The organism is Shewanella sp. NIFS-20-20 (genome assembly GCF_019209865.1).
Lineage (GTDB): Bacteria > Pseudomonadota > Gammaproteobacteria > Enterobacterales > Shewanellaceae > Shewanella.
The window spans coordinates 78,567-96,816 of sequence record NZ_JAHUTT010000005.1 but is presented as its reverse complement, the minus strand read 5'-3'; the positions used below and the strand labels follow the sequence as shown (position 1 = coordinate 96,816).

At 44.4% G+C, this 18,250-nt stretch carries 12 protein-coding genes; 2 read left to right on the top strand and 10 right to left on the bottom strand.

The features are described 5' to 3' along the window. Window positions 1-17: 17 nt before the first annotated feature. The gene (locus tag KU855_RS02905) at window positions 18-986 is read left to right on the top strand and encodes a sensor histidine kinase (RefSeq protein WP_218528847.1); all 969 of its coding nucleotides are present in this window, start codon (window positions 18-20) and stop codon (window positions 984-986) included. A 40-nt stretch (window positions 987-1,026) separates the two neighbouring features. Here KU855_RS02905 and KU855_RS02900 read toward each other — a convergent pair whose 3' ends face one another. Further along, the gene (locus tag KU855_RS02900; protein WP_218528846.1) at window positions 1,027-1,620 is read right to left on the bottom strand and encodes a HupE/UreJ family protein; all 594 of its coding nucleotides are present in this window, start codon (window positions 1,618-1,620) and stop codon (window positions 1,027-1,029) included. A 244-nt stretch (window positions 1,621-1,864) separates the two neighbouring features. Here KU855_RS02900 and KU855_RS02895 point away from each other — a divergent pair, with 244 nt between their 5' ends. After that, window positions 1,865-3,229 (top strand): glycosyltransferase family 39 protein, encoded by a 1,365-nt coding sequence (locus KU855_RS02895; RefSeq protein ID WP_218528845.1) that lies wholly within the window; start codon window positions 1,865-1,867, stop codon window positions 3,227-3,229. A gap of 84 nt (window positions 3,230-3,313) precedes the next feature. On the opposite strand, the gene KU855_RS02890 is transcribed toward KU855_RS02895, so the two are convergent. The 9 genes from KU855_RS02890 to KU855_RS02850 form a co-directional block, all read right to left on the bottom strand. After that, window positions 3,314-3,769: a YaiI/YqxD family protein gene (locus tag KU855_RS02890; protein WP_371316315.1), complete on the bottom strand. Its 456-nt coding sequence runs from the start codon at window positions 3,767-3,769 to the stop codon at window positions 3,314-3,316. Between the two features lie 88 nt (window positions 3,770-3,857). Further along, window positions 3,858-4,403 (bottom strand): cell division protein ZapC, encoded by a 546-nt coding sequence (locus KU855_RS02885; RefSeq protein WP_218528844.1) that lies wholly within the window; start codon window positions 4,401-4,403, stop codon window positions 3,858-3,860. 180 nt (window positions 4,404-4,583) lie between these two features. Further along, window positions 4,584-5,606 (bottom strand): quinone-dependent dihydroorotate dehydrogenase, encoded by a 1,023-nt coding sequence (pyrD, locus tag KU855_RS02880; protein WP_218528843.1) that lies wholly within the window; start codon window positions 5,604-5,606, stop codon window positions 4,584-4,586. A 64-nt stretch (window positions 5,607-5,670) separates the two neighbouring features. After that, complete coding sequence (locus KU855_RS02875) at window positions 5,671-10,512, bottom strand: NAD-glutamate dehydrogenase (RefSeq protein ID WP_218528842.1); 4,842 nt, start codon at window positions 10,510-10,512, stop codon at window positions 5,671-5,673. Window positions 10,513-10,773: 261 nt separating this feature from the next. Beyond that, the gene (locus tag KU855_RS02870; protein ID WP_218528841.1) at window positions 10,774-13,095 is read right to left on the bottom strand and encodes an RND family transporter; all 2,322 of its coding nucleotides are present in this window, start codon (window positions 13,093-13,095) and stop codon (window positions 10,774-10,776) included. Between the two features lie 40 nt (window positions 13,096-13,135). After that, complete coding sequence (locus KU855_RS02865; protein ID WP_218528840.1) at window positions 13,136-14,173, bottom strand: YCF48-related protein; 1,038 nt, start codon at window positions 14,171-14,173, stop codon at window positions 13,136-13,138. Between the two features lie 48 nt (window positions 14,174-14,221). Then, a complete protein-coding gene (locus tag KU855_RS02860; protein ID WP_218528839.1) occupies window positions 14,222-15,586 on the bottom strand; it encodes a DUF1329 domain-containing protein in 1,365 nt (454 codons plus the stop codon). A gap of 14 nt (window positions 15,587-15,600) precedes the next feature. Beyond that, window positions 15,601-17,640, bottom strand: coding sequence for a DUF1302 domain-containing protein (locus tag KU855_RS02855; protein ID WP_218528838.1), 2,040 nt, complete (start codon window positions 17,638-17,640; stop codon window positions 15,601-15,603). Window positions 17,641-18,021: 381 nt separating this feature from the next. Then, a complete protein-coding gene (locus KU855_RS02850) occupies window positions 18,022-18,249 on the bottom strand; it encodes a DUF2835 domain-containing protein (RefSeq protein ID WP_218528837.1) in 228 nt (75 codons plus the stop codon). Window position 18,250: the final 1 nt, after the last annotated feature.

The following is an 18,250-nucleotide window of genomic DNA, read 5'->3' as shown; positions in this document are numbered from 1 at the left end:
ACAAAGGACTAGAAGGCATGCCAATTCGCTTATTTTACCACCTTGCTCTACTGCTGATAGCTGAAATGGTCGCAGCACTCGCTTGGTTATGGTTTGATTGGCCTGCTGACACGTTATTATTAGTGTTCCTAGTGTTGGTCAGCGGCCAATATTTACTGATGCGCAATCAGGTAAAAATAACGCAGCAAGTGGCAACGCCGCCTCCGCTGGCTGAGGCACAAACCCAAGCCCCACTCCCTGAACTAATCGCCAAAGCCGTCCATGAAATGAACACCCCGTTGGGCAGCAGCCTTATCACAGTAACCCATTGTCAAGATTCACTGACATTGTTGGAGCAAGGCTTAACCAATGACCAACTCAGTTACGAAGAATTGAGAGAATATATTGATAATAATAAAGAAACTCTCAATATTCTTCACAGTAATTTATTAAGGCTCAATTCCTTAATCAAAGACTTTTACACCGTCAGTCATCAATATCAGCTGCAGTTAATCGAAAGAATTCATATCGCCACGGAACTTGCGCAAATCGTCAATGATTTAACCCCGCAAATTGGCCAGCATCAAGTCAGTATTGATTGCCCTGAAGATATTTGGTTTAGTGTGAATCCCACTATCTTTTATCAAGTGGTCAATAACTTAATTGTCAATGCTGCTCGGCATGCTTTTGATGAACAAACTTCGGGTCAAATTAATGTGCAGGTCAGGCTCACCGATCTACAGCAGCTTACCCTCACCTGTCAGGATAATGGCATTGGCATGACCGAAGATATCAGATCGCAAATTTTCAAACCTTTTTTTACCACTAAGAAAGTATCCGGCGGCACTGGATTAGGGTTAGCTATTGTTCAAGGCGCCTTATTATCAATCCACGGCCGTATCCGTTGTGAGAGCCAACCTAGCCAAGGATCGCGCTTTACCATAGAAATTGACAGCCCAGACAATCATCAACGTGACCTACACTTAGTACGAAAACAAGTGTCATAACCTCAATCGCTGATTAAATTCAGTATGCCGCGACCAGTGTCTAGTGGCTGACTATCATGACAATGCCTGCCAATAAGATCACGGCACCTAGACGATATTGCAATCGTTTTGATTGATTTTTATCAAAAATACAACCGCTTAACTCACCAATCAAATTCAGGCAAAGGCCGGTAAACACCACGCCCAATAAGTAGGGGCCAAATTGACCACTTATCGCCAATGTGTGACCTAAAGCATAACCATGACTGATAGCTAAGACGCCCACAATAGCAGCGGCCACTAAAGTAGAAAAACGAGTCGCATCACAGATTAAGGCACCCATGACCACCACTGAAAACATGATCCCGGCATTGGCCATTGCTAAGGATAAGGCCGTGTTGGCAAACAGCGTGCCCACCACCATCAGTGCGGTAAACGAAAACGGAACAAACCACAAGGCCCGGCCCCCGAGTTGAGCGGACCAAACCCCCACAGCCAACATCATCAATACCTGTGCAACTACTGTGACAGGAGACTGGATCCCTGAGGCCACAAACCCCAACCAATCGGTGAAGGTCGACAAATAAATCAGGGGAATGATTGCCAATACTAACAATCCCGACAATAGCAGTTCGATATGTCTTTTATGCATCATTATTAACCTCATCCTACTGATATCAATGAATAATGGTATATCAGTAACATACCCTTGTGACTGATGAGATAACTTGATCGCTATCAATATTTGATACTAAAATAACAACGAGTTAACGAGATGATTGTCCGCTTTAGCCACAGTGGCTGTTAACAGCCTGAATATTGATAAAGCAGCATTGATTGCCCCACGCGTAGCACTTTAGCCTAGTATTTAGTCATGTTTGCTGTTTTGGATGATTGCTGTGAAGGGTAAAACAGATCCGCTACTTGTCATTAGCCTCGTCATATTAATGATTGTCGCCAGTATGCTACGCTTTCCTGATATCACTGATGAGATGAAATACTATGTGATAGTCAAAGAGATGCTGGCAAACCACCAATGGTTTGTCTTGCAAGTGAATGATCAATTGTATCCTGATAAGCCACCATTGTATTTTTGGCTATTGGCCACAATTTTTCATTGGCAACCTCACGATCCCCTGCCCTGGGCCTTGATATTATTGGGTGTGATCCCGTTTCTAGCCACCGTCTACCTCGGTTATTGCTTAGTGAATAGAATCGCCGATAAACCGACGGCACAACTGTTTGCGCTGGCGTATATCAGTTTACCTTATGCTTTTGGTGTGAGTTTAGCCTTGCGCATGGATACCTTGATGACACTTTGTATCGTTGCTGCAATTGGCTTATTGGTTCGTCAATATCAAGCCCCAGAACAACACAGTCGCTATTGGTTTCTACCTTATGTGCTTATCGGCACAGGAATACTGATTAAAGGTGGCGCGGCCATCCTAGTGCCGTTATTGACGATCGTGAGTTTACTGACCTTAAATCGTGACTGGCATGCTTTTGCCGCCATAAAACTCGCGAAAGGATTAGTGATCATTGCGGCCATGGTGACTATCTGGCTGTTATTGGTATCGTTTCAAAATCAAGGCATTGAATATATTGAATTACTATTAGGTCAACAAACCCTAGGTCGTATGGTGAATGCGAGTATTCATCGCGAGCCATTCTATTATTATTTGTATAATATGCCCTTGATCTTGTTACCAATCTCACCATTTTTCATCGCTGGATTAGCCAGACTGATATACGATTTACCCCACTATCGACAATGGCCAATCATAGATAAGGTCAGTTTTTGTTGGTTGGTACCCAGTTTCATTTTCTTGAGTGTCGTTAGTAGCAAGCTTGTGTTGTACTTGCTGCCCTTACTACCACCCGCTATCGTGATCAGTTGTCGCTTTTTACAACGGGTCTGCAGTCGATATGCCACCGGCTTGTGCCGTATTCAATTGCGATTCTCAGTGGCCATTTTATTGATAGGAGTACTGGCTTTGCCTTGGCTGAATACGCGCTACACCTTAGCGCCCATCGCATTATTCCTGAAACACAACCAAGCCACACTCTACAGTTATCATTTTGCCAACGCCACTCACCTTGAAGGCATGATTGCTAACTCAATATTGCCGATTTACCGCGATAAAATATCGAGTTTGCCAGTGGCCAGTTTAGTGATAACAAGTCATTCGCAACCCGCATTACCCGAGGAATTTAAGCCACTGTTGACCAATCAAGCGTTTACGTTATATCAAAAATCCCCATAGCTCAGGGACCCACACATCCTCGCCAATAGAACATGATGATTCAATACTGCAAGGACGCAGCAACGCTTAGCGGCCTTCATCATACTATTTAGGTTTATGTTGCTGTAAATATTTGTCTAGCTGGGCAGCAAACGCCTGTTTGTCTTGTTGATTGAGTGCCGCCGGGCCACCACTTTGAATGCCACTGGCTCGCAAGGTATCAAAAAAGTCACGCATGGTTAAGCGCTCACCAATGTTATCAATCGTAAATAACTCACCGCGGGGGCTTAAGGCAATGCCCTGCTTAGCGATAACTTCTGCTGCTAAAGGGATGTCACTGGTGATCACCAGATCCTTGGCCTGACAGCGCCTAACAATTTCATTATCAGCCACGTCAAAGCCACTGGCGACTCTGATAGTATGCAGAAATCGGCTTGGTGGGATCCGTAACATTTGATTCGCAACAAAATAGGTATTTATTGTCGTTCGTTCAGCCGCTCGATAAAGCATTTCTTTAATCACGACCGGGCAAGCATCCGCATCGACCCATATTGTCATCATCATTATCCCATCATTTTTAAAGAGGGTTATTAGACTCGAACAGAGTCAGCAAGTAAACCGTGATGAGGCTAAAAAGCGACGAACGCCATTAGGCTGCGGAGATATCGAGTGATTGCGCTGCCACCATTGGAGGATGAAGTCTATCGTGCATGACTTTAATGACATCAAAACGTTGCAAGTGTTTTTGATCGGTCAAATGGCATTGTTTATTTAAGATCATCACCAAGGCGGCTTGCAGACTCGTTTCAACGATAAGCACTTTGGTGCGTTGTGATGCGGTAGTTTCTAATTCAACGACTTTGCCCACTTCACCATACACACATTGGTGACTGGGATTAAAAAACCACGAACGCGGCATTTGCGGTGTTAACATAAAGCGCGCTGCGGTCGCATTTAGGGCGACCTGCACTAACTGCGCATCAGCGACATTCAGTTGCAGTTTTATTTTATCAATCAACTCAATATAATATTTGGCGTGATCCATATTAAATGCCATTACACCACGAGCATCTGGGATCAGTTGCTTATAAGCGTAAGGTGTCAGAAACTCCATTTCTGATCCTAATGAGGCACCAAGGACATGATGAGTATCGTTATATCCCCACTGCCAATCCCTCTGTGGCATTAATAACATAACCAAAGCCTAAATAAAGAATTGTCTATATTTTCGCAAATAATAGTACAAATTTCGCACTACTTCAAAATAATTTTATATCCTGGTGATTAGATCAATTAGTATAAAGTTTGATCGCTACGATCTGGTTATTAGATCGCAACGATCAGATGCTGATCTTAATTAATTATGATAAAACCATTAAACAGTTTTACGATATTTATCCGTAATTTCTTTAATTAATTCGGGTCCTTGATAAATAAAACCTGAATAAATTTGTACCAAGCATGCACCCACTTTTATTTTATCCATGGCATCATTGGCTGAGTTAATGCCGCCCACACCAATGATGGGCATGTGTTCCGCTAAATGGCCATGTAATTGGGCAATCACTTTGGTCGACAATTCAGTTAATGGTTTGCCTGATAAGCCACCTGTTTCATCGGCATTCTTTAAACCGCTCACGCCATCACGCGTCAGGGTCGTATTCGTTGCAATCGCGGCGTCGAATTTATTTTTGATCAAAGATGCGGCGATCTTTTCGATCTCATCTGCATTTAGATCGGGAGCAATTTTTAAAGCAATCGGCACATACTTATTAAATTGTGTGCTGAGTTCAAGTTGCTTTTCTTTTAGAGCGCTCAATAATTCGTCGAGTAATTCACCGTATTGTAATGAGCGTAAACCAGGGGTGTTAGGCGATGAAATGTTCACTGCAATATAGTCGGAATATTGATATACCTTTTCCATACAAATCAGATAATCATCTTTACCTTGTTCCACCGGCGTATCACGGTTTTTGCCTATATTAACGCCAACTACGATATCAGATTTTTTGGCTTTAAGGTTTTCGACCAAATAATCAACCCCTTTATTATTAAACCCCATGCGGTTAATAATGGCTTTGGCAGGTTTTAATCGGAATAAACGCGGCAAATCATTTCCCGGCTGTGGCCTAGGTGTCACAGTACCCACTTCAATATGGCCAAACCCCATTGCCGCAAAAGCGTCAATGGCCTCGCCATCTTTGTCCATACCGGCGGCTAATCCTACCGGGTTGGCAAAGGTAATCCCCATACAGGTTACCGGTGTTGGTGTGATATGTTGACGATACAGGGAGTCCAGCGGTGAATTTGCGGTAGTGCGCAAACTGGTCATTGCCAAATGATGAGCTCGTTCGGGATCCATTTGGAACATGATTTTTTGCGCAAATTTATAAAACATGACGTCTCCTAGACCTAAAAAAAACCCCGGCATATGCCAGGGCTTTAGATTGATTATTATGAGTTTACTTTTGACCTTCGCAATGAAGGATCAATAAGTTTAATTCCCGTAATGCTACTGAGAACTTCGCAAATTCATGGGTTCGCGAGGTTTTAAAGTCAGCTAGCATATGGAACCAACGTTCCAGTAAACCTTGATTTTGTTCAATCCACTGCCGAATAATGGTATCAGCTTCACAAACATCAGTACAGCTACCCAGTACGACCGATGCTAATGAGCGTTGCTGCCAATCCAGTTCTTCTCGGAAAGATGCTCTCGCTAATGCCTGCCAATGATTAGCCACAGGTTGGGCACTGATTTGATCTAAGAACCAGTGAAGTTCCAACTGTGCGCCCAACTTGAAGTAGGTTTCAGACACTAAGGCGACTGATTTCTTCTCTTGTTGAGCAATTTGAGCAATGTCTAGTGACGAGAATAACGTGCTCATATTGGCAATGACGGTGGCGACCTTTTCGGTCACACCTTCACGCAGTAATGCATTCTTTTCTTGTTCCAGCGCGTTGACTTCCTCAGGCACCATGTAGCGATTAACATTGGCAGTTAATTCCACAAAGACTGGGCGGTAGAACTCAACATTTTGCTCAATACTCATTGCACGATGACGATGACGTAGGAACCATCGACATGCACGACGCATATTGCGACGTAACTGGAACAACATCTCCCCTTTAACAATCGCTGGAATAACACCATTTAACGCTGCGATGCTTTGAGTTAACTCTTCAAGACCAAAGACTTCTCGGGCAATAGTATAACAAATCGCGGCATCAGCAACTGAGGCACCAGTCTCATCTTGCATACGCTGGACGAAATTAAAGCCCATGTCGTTGACCAATTCATTGGCCAGACTGGTGGCAATAATCTCCCCACGCAGCGGATGTTGTACCATACGTCCACTGTAGATTTGTTGCAGTTTCTGCGGGAAATAATCAATCAGCAATTTACTTAAGAAGCTGTCATCAGTAATTTCCGGAGTCACTAATTGCTCTTTCAGCACCATTTTGCCGTAGGCAACCAAGACTGACAATTCTGGACGGGTAAGAGGCAGGTTTTTCGCCAGTCTCTCGGCCAAATCATCTTCACTCGGTAAGAATTCTAAGGCACGATCTAACTTACCTTCTTTTTCAAGATACTGAATAAAACGAATTTGCTCTTTAAGCTGATCAGCACCATGCACTTGCGTAACTGAAATCGTACGCGTTTGAGCACGACAATCATTCAAGACGATTTCGCTCACATCTTCAGTCATTTCTTCAAGTAAGCGATTACGTTGCTTGAGCGTTAATTCGCCATCAGCCACTAAAGCATTAAGTAAGATTTTGATATTGACTTCATTATCTGAGCAATCTACCCCGCCGACGTTATCAACAAAGTCGGTGTTTATCCGGCCGCCTTTGCTAGCATATTCAATACGGCCAAGTTGAGTAAAGCCTAAGTTCCCCCCCTCGCCCATAATTTTAGCATTGAGCTCGTTACCATTAATGCGTAACGCATCATTTGCTCGGTCACCCACTTCAGCGTTGGTTTCGGAGCTGGCTTTAACGTAAGTACCAATACCGCCGTTCCAAATCAAATCGACTTTAGACTTGAGCAGTTCTTTCATTAATTCCGTCGGTGTCATACTCGATTTTTTAGTATCGAGCATCTGCTTCATTTCAGGGCTTAGATTGATAGACTTAGCACTTCGCAAGAAAATACCACCCCCTTGCGAAATCAGTTGGCTGTTGTAGTCAGTCCAACTGGAGCGCGGCAAATCAAATAAGCGACGACGCTCTTGATAGCTAACAGCTGCATCAGGGTTCGGGTCAATAAAGATATGCATATGGTTAAAGGCAGCCACTAAGCACGTATGCTCAGAAAGCAGCATCCCATTACCAAAGACATCTCCCGCCATATCGCCAATAGCGATACAGGTAAAGTCAGTCGATTGGCAATCAATACCGATTTCACGGAAATGACGTTTAACCGACTCCCACGCGCCTTTGGCTGTAATGCCCATTTTCTTATGGTCATAACCATTAGAACCACCGGAGGCAAAGGCATCCCCTAACCAGAAGTTGTACTCCAACGAGATGGCATTGGCGATATCCGAGAACGTCGCCGTGCCTTTATCGGCGGCAACCACCAGATAAGCATCATCTTCATCATGACGCACCACCTCGGCAGGCGGCACAAGTTCCCCGTTAATAATATTGTCGGTGATATCTAACAAACCGCGGATAAATAAACGGTAACATGCCTGTCCTTCAGCAAAGAAGGTATCACGGTCGGCATCAAGCGGCATTTGCTTACACACAAAGCCGCCTTTCGCCCCCACAGGAACAATAACGGTATTTTTAACCTGTTGCGCTTTTACTAAGCCTAAGACTTCAGTACGGAAATCCTCACGGCGATCTGACCAACGTAAGCCACCACGGGCGACTTTGCCCCCCCGTAAGTGAACCCCTTCGACGCGCGGCGAGTAAACAAAAATCTCAAATTTAGGGGTGGGTTTAGGCATCTCAGGGATTTGCGCTGGTGCAAATTTAAATGAAATGTAATCCTTCGGCGCCCCATCTTTCATTTGATAGAAGTTAGTACGCAAGGTGGCATGAATTAAATCTAAATAACGACGAATAATTCTGTCATCATCGAGACTTGAAACATCATCAAGGCGTTTTTCTACTTGCTCAAGTAATTTATCTAAGCTGCGAGTTTTCAGCTTAGGATTAAATTTACGAGCAAACATTTTCAACAATAATTCAGCGATATCAGGATAACGACCAAAGGTTTCTTCAATGTATGACTGCGAGAATGTGGCATCAATCTGGCGCATATATTTGGCATAGCCACGCACCACCGACACTTCGCGACCAGACAAACTTGAGGCCAGTAATAACCGGTTAAATCCATCGTCTTCAAGACGCTTATTCCACACTTCGCTAAGCGCTTGTTGGAATCTATCCTGACTTTCCACCAAATTATCAGTACGACCACTTTGGATGGTCATTAAGAAATCTAAGATCCAGAAGGTTTGACCATCGGTGGTCTTCACTTCATAAGGTCGCTCATTAATTACTCGCAATCCAAAGTTTTCCAACATGGGTAACACATCAGATAAATGGATCGGTTCGTCTTTATGGAACAACTTTAAGCGGACTTTATTATCTTTAAGAGCTGACTCTTGCGGCTGATAAAATAACATGCCCAGTTTATGAGCATCATCCAGTGCCTCAAGTTGCTGCATGTCAACCACCGCAGCACTCGGTAATACATCTTCTTTATATGAGCGCGAGAAAGCATTGAGGTAATTTTTATTTAAACGGTTGCCCGCATCATCACCTAAGGCAGTATTCAGCGCACTATAGAGTTTATCTTCCCAAGATTTGGCCGCTTCAATGAGGTTATTTTCAATCGCAGACACATCGACATCCATATTATTATTATCAACTTTCACGATATAGTGCGTTCTCGCCAAGGTAGATTCGGAGAAGTAGGTGGTAAATTCGACCGGATCGCTACTGGCAAAATGGCGCGCTAAGATGCGCTGTGTATCTTCTCTTAATTTAGTGTTGTACCGATCTTTAGACACGTACACCATGCAAGAAAAGAAGCGACCGAAGCCATCTTTACGCACAAACAGCTTTAACTTGTCACGGTCTTGCATTTGCAGCACACCATGCGCCACATAGGACAATTCATCGACACTGGCTTGAATTAACTCATCTCGCGGTAAGTTCTCAAGGATATTGAGTAATGCTTTGTAATCATGTGAACGTGGCGCTAAGCCAGATTTTTCCATGACACGCTGCACTTTCTCAGCCAATAACGGGATTTCTCGGGGACTGCGGTTATAAAGATTGGAGGCATATAACCCTAAGAATCTATCTTCACCGATCACATTGCCTTGCTTATCAAAGCGCTTAACACCGATATAATCGACATACGCCGGACGGTGAACACGACTCTTAGCACTGCTCTTAGTTAAAATCAGTAAGCTATTGTCTAACGCTTCTTTACGTGCATTTTCAGATAAGGTCGACAGCAACAACCCTTGATCCGGTTGGTTTTTACCCGGCTTGTGCATCAAGCCTAAGCCCGTGTCCATGTTGGGCACTAACTCCACATCACCTTTGACTCGTTTCAAGGTATATTGACGATACCCAAGCAAAGTAAAGTGGTGGTTTTTAAGATAACTTAAAAAGTTAACCGCTTCCGTGAGTTCCTGTTTATCGCCAGGGAAAGGTAACTTGGGTAATTGCTCAATGGTATCGGCCAGTTTTTGCGACATCGCCTGCCAATCGTGTACCGAAGCGGCCACATCAGACAGCACCGAGTGAATTTCTTGTTCAAGCAATTTGATCTCTTGGCCATTATTCTGGCGGTCGATTTCAATCGCAAATACAGCCACTTTTTCAGCGTCACTCCGATTATCATTGATAAAGCTAATATGAGATACGCCGTCACTCGTTCGGTCTATCGCCAACGGCGTATGCAACATGATATGAGCGGTGATCCCTAAACGATTTAATAACATGCCTACCGAATCGATTAAAAACGGCATGTCGGGAGAAATCACTTCTATCACTGAATGCGCTGACTGCCAACCATGCTTGGCTTGGCTTGGGTTAAATACACGAATATGGGTATCACCACAGGCCGTTTTATTAAGCGCATTCCACAAGCTCATCACAGCGCCATACAAATCGCTGTCATTGCGCATGTGTAAATCGTCTTTAGACATGTTGGAATACAAGCAAATAGCCAATTGCTCCACTTGCTTCGCTTGAGTGTGAGGGACTTTTGAGTGAATAAGACTAACTACGTTTTCGAGTAGTACTGAAGGCATTGCATCTTTCAAGGCCATGTTGCTGAATCCTTAAGCGTCTATGGCAGCGCTTTATCATTATAATATGGATGCTTCGTTATTGGCGCCGGCTATTAAAATGTGACCGGAGTCATATCGCGAAGTGTATTACTAAATCCTTTGTATTTCGAGGGAAATTTTAGTGGTAGATCCTGTAAATTGCCAGTTTCCAGCTTGCTTGATATGTAAAGATGCAATTAATGGCACATTTTTTAATTAACTATGCAGCAACAAAAAAGGAGCCGAAGCTCCTTTTTTTGATTAGGCCGTTTTTGTTCGCCAAAATAACGCAGCCAACGCCGGTAAAATGATAATGGCACCTAACATATTTACCAGGAACATAAAGGTCAGCAATATTCCCATGTCCATTTGGAATTTAAGGGCAGAAAACACCCAAGTACTGACCCCAATCGCCAAGGTTAGGCCGGTAAAGATTACCGCACTGCCCCGCTCTATCAAGGCTTCGTAGTAAGCTTGACGAACCGGCATGCCCGCACGAAGTTTAGCCGACATCGTGGATAAAATATAAATGCCATAATCAACGCCAATTCCCACCCCTAAGGCAATCACAGGTAAGGTACTCACAGCTAACCCTATATCGAGTTTCGTCATTAGAGCTTGGGCTAACGTTGATACGACATAAAGCGGCAAAATAACTGCGATAGTCGCCTTTAATGACTTAAAGCTGAGTAAGCATAAAATGAATACTGCGGCATACACATAAATCATCATCGGAATTTGCGCTGCTGATACCGCTTCGTTCGTTGCCGCCATCACCCCAACCGGACCCGAAGCTAAGCGGAACGTTAGCTTATCGGTGTTCATCTGCTCGGCTAATGCTTTTACTTTATCGACAACCACTTCAATGGTTTCTGCTTTATGGTCATTTAAAAATAAATACACAGGCATCACAGAACAGTCGCTATTAAGCAGGCCCGAAGACGAAGGCACTTGCCCTACCGCTTGTACTAAGCTGGCCGTCGTTCGCGGCAACACTTGCCATCTGGCATTCCCTTCATTAAAGCCGGCATTGACCTGCTTGGCTATCTTGGCGAGAGAGACCGTAGAGTCAACGCCCGGAGTGTTGGCTGCAAACCATTCAAAATTATCAATTTGTGATAAGACGTCATGGTAGGTACAGGCTTCAGGAAAGGCTTCGACGATCACGGTCATCACGTCGGTGGTGACACTAAAATGATCCGTGATAAAAAAGGTATCTTGATTATAACGAGAGTCTTGGTGCAGCGCAGGCGCCCCGGCATGCAGATCGCCAATTTTCATTTTGCTGGCATAATCAAAACCAACCCAATACAGTGCCATGGTCGCAATCACAACCACCAAACCCACTTTTGGTGTCGCAAATACCGATAGCTTGTACCAAATCGCAGCCGCGGCAGTATCATCTTGAGCACTCTTGTTGGTTTTGATACTCGGCTTTAACTCAAACAATGAAATTAACAAGGGCAATAACACCAAATTGGTGAAGATAATTACCGCCACCCCAAGCGATGCGGAAATCGCTAACTCGCGAATAATGCCAATATCAATGGCCAGAAGCGTCATAAAGCCCACAGTATCTGACAACAAGGCAACACCGCCCGGCACCAGTAAGCTTCGGAATGCTAAGGTTGCCGCCATTTTAGTACTGACGCCCTCATTAACCCGGCTACGCACGGCATTTATCATTTGCACGCCATGGCTGACACCGATAGCAAACACCAAAAACGGCACTAAGATTGACATGGGATCTAAGCCGAAACCGACCACTGTCAGTAAGCCTAATTGCCACACCACAGCAATTAAGCTACAAACTAAGGGCAACACGGTTAAGATAGCTGAGCGCGAGAACAAGCCCACCATCAAGGCGGTGATGGCAATGGCTATCAAGAAAAACAACAATACCCCTTTAGCGCCATCGGCAACATCACCGGCCATCTTAGAGAAACCAATGATATGAATGCTAATGTCTTGATTTTCAAACTTGCCTCTCAGTTCGGTTTCAAGCTTAGTGGCAAAGGCTAAGGTATCTAACGGCTCGCCTGTTTGCGGATCAAAATCCATTAATTGTGCCGTGACCATCGCGGCGCTATAGTCTTTGGCGATCATGCGGCCGACGATACCTGCTTTTTCAATGTTATTCCGCACCACTTCGAGGCCTTGGGCGTCATTGACATAATTAGCAGGAATAACAGGGCCACCAGCGAAACCGTCTTCTACCACATCGGTAAATCGCGTCGATGGCGAAAATAGGGATTTCACCTGTGATCTATCAACCCCAGGGATGAAAAACAGTTGGTCATGCACCTGTTTTAAGGTATCAAAAAATACCGGATTAAATATGGAGCCGTCACGATCAGCAACAGCCACCATTATGCCATTGGCACCACCAAAATCCTTTTGATGTTCCAAGTAGGTTTGCATATAAGGATGTTTTAATGGAATGTTTTTGGCAAACGCCGCATCCATTTTAAGCTGGGTGGCTTGATAACCTAAAAACAAGGTTGCTAAGGCAAATATTAGGATCACCGCAATGCGGTTTCTAAATAAAAATGACTCTATGCTATTGACCAATTTATCTAACATCGTTGAGGCCCTATTATTATTGTTCTATCCATGTAACCCACTATTTGGCAGCAGTCTTAACCACACCACCACTACCCACTAGCCAAAATTGACCTTGGCCATCTTGAGCCATATCAACCAAATTCTCGCCTTGTCTACCGGGCAACAAATGTAACTGCGAATCTGGGGCTAGATACACTAAATTACCAGCATTAGCGGTAACGTAAAGGCCGGCTTTATCATCAGACACTAGGCCATTAATGCTAGAAGTAATCGGCAATGGGAGGGGTTGCCAGTGCGCCAAATCCAGATCGGTTTGGAACATATTTCCACGTAAGCCACCAACATAAATGTGGCCATTAAGTTCTGCCGCTGCGAACATTGAGCCGTCATAACCTAAATCTAATGGCGTAAAATGTTGGCCTTTATCATTACTGACCGCCACTAAACCTCGTTCACCCAACAAGAGTAATCGCTGATCGCTCAGTTGGATAACCCGATTAAAATGCGGCAACATATAGGTTTTTTCTTGCTCGTATAATTCGGGCTCAGAGGCTTGCAATTCCAACAGGTAATCCCTGTCTTCAGGTAATAATAATTCCTGATGAAACTCACTATTCCATGTATTACCGCCATCTGAGGTACGATAAAAAAGACCATAAGCACCAACAGCAATGCCTTGTGCTTCGTCAAAAAACAACACATCTAAGAAGGGAACTTCTTGCTCTTTCGACTCACGTTGTACTTGCCAATGATGACCGCCATCTTGCGTGTGAAGGATCGTGGCATCGTGACCGACGGCCCAGCCTAACGCATCAGACACAAAAAACACTTTAGTAAGTAAGGTATTGGTCGGCGTCGATGCTTGCTGCCATGATTCATCTAGCACCAGCACATGACCACGTTCACCCACGGCCACGAGTGTGTCGCCAGCGTTGGTAATATCAAGCAACGAGGAACGATCTGACAAGGGTTGTAACTGAGTTCGCAATCCGGAAGTTATCTCACTATCAAGCGCGTAACTGGCCAGGCTGGTGAGCGATAGCCAAATAAACAAACTAGCGAGAGGAAAACTCGAGCGAAGCGTGTGATACGACATACAAACTTCCTGTGAAAGTGGGGGCTTGCGCCCCCTACAAATGAAGAGTTAACGAATACCAGAGCGGCGTAACGCATCGGGAGTGAAGTTTGATTCTGATAAGGTCACACCAAAATCATACATACCACCTTCATTATCTAAGCCGATAGCAAGATAACGACGGCTTTGCAGATCATGGAACACTTCCAACGTACTCCAATGGGTAGGCACTTCGTAATAATTCAAACCATGGGCAAAGGCCACACGATACAATTCATCCCGGTTATCGTACATATCCGTGGCCGATACCTGCCATGAATCTTCATCGATATAGAAAACTCGGGTCTTGTACACATGACGCATGCCATCTTTGAGAGTGGCTTTTACTTCCCAAACGCGGTGTTTTTCCCAACGCACATACTCAGGATTAACATGTCCTGGGGTGAGGATATCGTTATATTTGAGTTTATCTGAGTGCAGTAGATAGTCATTATAAGGAATTAAAATTTCCTTTTTACCCACTAGCTCCCAGTTATAGCGTGAAGGAGAACCGTTAAACATGTCATAGTCATCGGTGGTACGTAAACCATCCGACACGGTACCCGGTGTGTCAAAAGACACATTAGGCGCTTTACGGACGCGACGTTGGCCGGTGTTATAGGTCCAAGCCTGACGCGGCAGCGCTTCTTGATCCATGGTTTCTTTAACCAATAACGCCGTACCTGCTAATCGCGCCGGCTGACTCACCACCTGCTTGTAGTAAAACAAGGTGTTGCTATCAGCTAACTGAGCCGCCGTCATATCAGGACGAGAATATTGGAAACTCAATTCTTCACTTAACTCAACCAAAGAGAAACTCCCCCCTTTCGTCGGAGCGGCTTGGTTACGCTCAGTGGTTGCATCAACCCCACGAAAACGGGTGATGTGATTCCAAATGACTTCCAAACCATTGGCTGGGATTGGGAATGGCACACCGATAGCAGCGCCCTTAATCCCATTGCCGCCACTGATCAATTCCGCACCCACGGCATTAGCCAAGGTCGCGTCATAGACGTATTGAGGAAAAGCAGCACTGCGGCGAGTAGGATACACATTCATTTTAAAGGTATCAGGATACAACTCGAGCATCTTGATTTCGCCCGGCGTTAAGATGTCCTTATAAGTCTCTTTATTGGCATTAGTGACGGTATATAAAATTTTGTCACTTGCAAAGGGATTCTGATGATGGTCGCCCTTAGTGTAGCCAGGAATAGGCTTGCTGATCCCACCGTCCCACGCGGGAATAGACCCATCAGCATTACCAGCACGCTCGGCGCCCATGGGGGTTAATTCTTTACCCAGCTTAGCCGCGTCCGCCTCTGACACTTTAGCATGTGCTGAAGACATCCCCAGACCGACTAGGACTGCGACAGATAATAGCGTTACTCTTTTCATTATTATTGTCCCTTTTAGATTGAGTATTTAAGGTTAAACGAGACGTAATCTCGGTCTTCCATCAAGTTAGTCGTGCCTACGCCACCAAAGAAGGCGTTATATGAGAAATCAGCACTCCATTTATTTTGATAATCAAAATTGACTCCAAGCGCAGCAGCCTTTCTACCTTCAGTAAACAAGAACATAGGATCAGGCGTGATACCATCGACATCGTGAGAGAAAATGGCACGAGTAGACACGTTAACACCGGCAAACACGTTAAAGAAATCAGCCTTACCCACTAAACGGTATCCCCAAGCATGAGCTGTTGGGAACGGGTTAGTTTCAGGGCCATTATGCAAGGCTTGGATAATACCGGGCATGTTAGGATTTCCCCCTGAGCGCGCGGTGCCAGGGCCATTAAGACGTAACACATCATGAGCCGGCATATCGTGGATCCACACCCCACCGACTTCGGCTAATGCGGTCAGGTTATCGGTACCAAGTACCGGACCAAACAAATGAGTGAATGTCATCTGGGCTTGAGTCGTATCACGTAAAATGTAGCCTTCGGCATGAGATCCAGGATCAACCACAGGGTATTGAGAGATGCCATCTAGATCAGGACGGAAACCAGCATTCGCTAACTGTTGCGGCATGGCAGCAAACAAGAGCTCGACGTCATCAATCTGTAATGGTTCGTCTTGACGATGAGCAATTTCACCCGCCACTGACGTATCACCCAGCAAGGTGTTAAAGCTGAAACCATACAGTTTGATGTCTTCAGGATAGACGACCTGAGCCTTAGAGAACGATTGCAGACTCAACATAGTCTCGCGATCCATTTCGCCAGCAGAACGACCAATCACAGCCAAATCTTGCAATAAAGCGCCAGTGGTAAAGTTGGAGGCGGTACCACTGATCAGCGGGCGGCGACTATGATAATTAATGAAATATAAACCAAATTCAGTTTCAGCAAGCTCAGGGGCATAATAGCCTAACTTAACACCATACTGACCATCATCAGAGGCTGATTGCTCATCGTAAACTAAAGTCGCTTTCGTTGGATAAGCTAAGGCTAAGGCTACCAATTGCTCGGTTGGGATCGTTTGCCCAGACGCAAGCATGGCTCCAAGTTTGTTGTACTCGCTTATCAGAAAGTCGAGATTCATGTCAGGGTTAGCATTAAATCCCAACTGTGCATTTTGCGAGTAGCCGCCGAAACCGGCGAAATCTGTGGTTGAGAAGAATGACCCTGGTGGTGGTACCCAAATTGATTTCCACTCGTATTGATAAAAGGCTTCAACGGATAAATTATCGGTCACGCCCAGTGAGGCCCATACCATCCCTTGTGGACGGAATGCTTCTTTCAATTCAGCGCCAGGTGCATTTAGGATATTTAAATCCACAGGGTTAATCACCCCAATACCATGTGCAATCAGGGTGCTTTCACCCCAAGACACCACTTGGTTACCCACACGTACTGACAGAGGGTTTTGGCCGTCGTTAAAATCAAAGTCAGCATAAACAAACGCATCTAACAAGCGGATATCTTTACAAATTACTTCAGACGCTTTTTTATCTTCACAGGGATCGAAGCTTTGACCCGTCAGCGGGTTGGAGTAACCAAAATCGCCTTGTTCTTTTTTGTTATCGTAAAAGTACATACCACGCACAAATAGGCCGTAGTTTTCGTAGTTTAACGATAATTCATGTAGCCCTTTTACAATTTCAGAGGTGGTATCTCCTTTGGCATACAACAAATTGCTTAGGTCATTATTACTAGAATAAGAGCCTGGTTGAGCCCAAATCTGTTGCGCAGGATAGAGGGTATTGCCAAATGCAGAATAACCATTCCAATTGAATTCTGGATGGTTAACCTTACCGATTAAATCCCAGTTTCTATCCTCTACACGCCAGCTAGCACCGACAGTCCAAGTTGAGTCAAATGTCCCTTTGACTTCACCCCAATCAAATGAAAATGCATTGGCCTGGCTACTGACACCAAGAGTCAATGCAGACGCTATCCCCAAAGCCAGCGCCGTCTTGTTGAATCCACCCATCATTGTTCTCATCTCGCTTCTCTCCATAACCTGCTTGATTCTTTGTTATAGGAATTTGGAAACCAACATAATGTTAGCTTACAGGTAACATCATTGTTACAGGATTTGTACACCATGAGCAAGGTCAATAAGGTAAAAATTACAAATAGAATTGAGGACTTATGGCAAATGTAGACAGTGAATTCGTTACTAGGATTTGAAAGCGGAGCGGTAAATCAAGCCAAAACCAATGATTATATAATTTATCCAATTAATAACAATGACTTAAATGAAATATAGTCAGGTTAAACACAAGGGATATTTGAATCACTTGTTTGAAGTAAAAACTCTAAACTTATTTAATGTCTTCGATTAATCATAAAAAAGCCTGCAAGCAGGCTTTTATGTCAATCTTTAACAAAGCTTGTTAAGGCTAAGCAAACGACCATTTTCGTCAATCTGAATCTCAAATGTCCCACGAATGCCATTGCTCGTCAAAAAACGTCGCAAGTGGCGAGCATGAACCCAGAGTACTTGTCCTTGATGGCTTCTCACCTCTACTCGGTTTATTTCTCCTTGATAATAAGGCAAAAACTCACCGTAATTTAATTGTATAGAAAACCGAAATACTCGCAACGTCATG

Coding starts and splice junctions, on each gene's coding strand:
- KU855_RS02905 (WP_218528847.1), top strand. CDS start 18: ATGCCAATTCGCTTATTTTACCACCTTGCTCTACTGCTGATAGCTGAA.
- KU855_RS02900 (WP_218528846.1), bottom strand. CDS start 1,620: ATGATGCATAAAAGACATATCGAACTGCTATTGTCGGGATTGTTAGTA.
- KU855_RS02890 (WP_371316315.1), bottom strand. CDS start 3,769: ATGATGACAATATGGGTCGATGCGGATGCTTGCCCGGTCGTGATTAAA.
- KU855_RS02885 (WP_218528844.1), bottom strand. CDS start 4,403: ATGTTATTAATGCCACAGAGGGATTGGCAGTGGGGATATAACGATACT.
- pyrD (WP_218528843.1), bottom strand. CDS start 5,606: ATGTTTTATAAATTTGCGCAAAAAATCATGTTCCAAATGGATCCCGAA.
- KU855_RS02875 (WP_218528842.1), bottom strand. CDS start 10,512: ATGGCCTTGAAAGATGCAATGCCTTCAGTACTACTCGAAAACGTAGTT.
- KU855_RS02870 (WP_218528841.1), bottom strand. CDS start 13,095: ATGTTAGATAAATTGGTCAATAGCATAGAGTCATTTTTATTTAGAAAC.
- KU855_RS02865 (WP_218528840.1), bottom strand. CDS start 14,173: ATGTCGTATCACACGCTTCGCTCGAGTTTTCCTCTCGCTAGTTTGTTT.
- KU855_RS02860 (WP_218528839.1), bottom strand. CDS start 15,586: ATGAAAAGAGTAACGCTATTATCTGTCGCAGTCCTAGTCGGTCTGGGG.
- KU855_RS02855 (WP_218528838.1), bottom strand. CDS start 17,640: ATGAGAACAATGATGGGTGGATTCAACAAGACGGCGCTGGCTTTGGGG.
- KU855_RS02850 (WP_218528837.1), bottom strand. CDS start 18,249: ATGACGTTGCGAGTATTTCGGTTTTCTATACAATTAAATTACGGTGAG.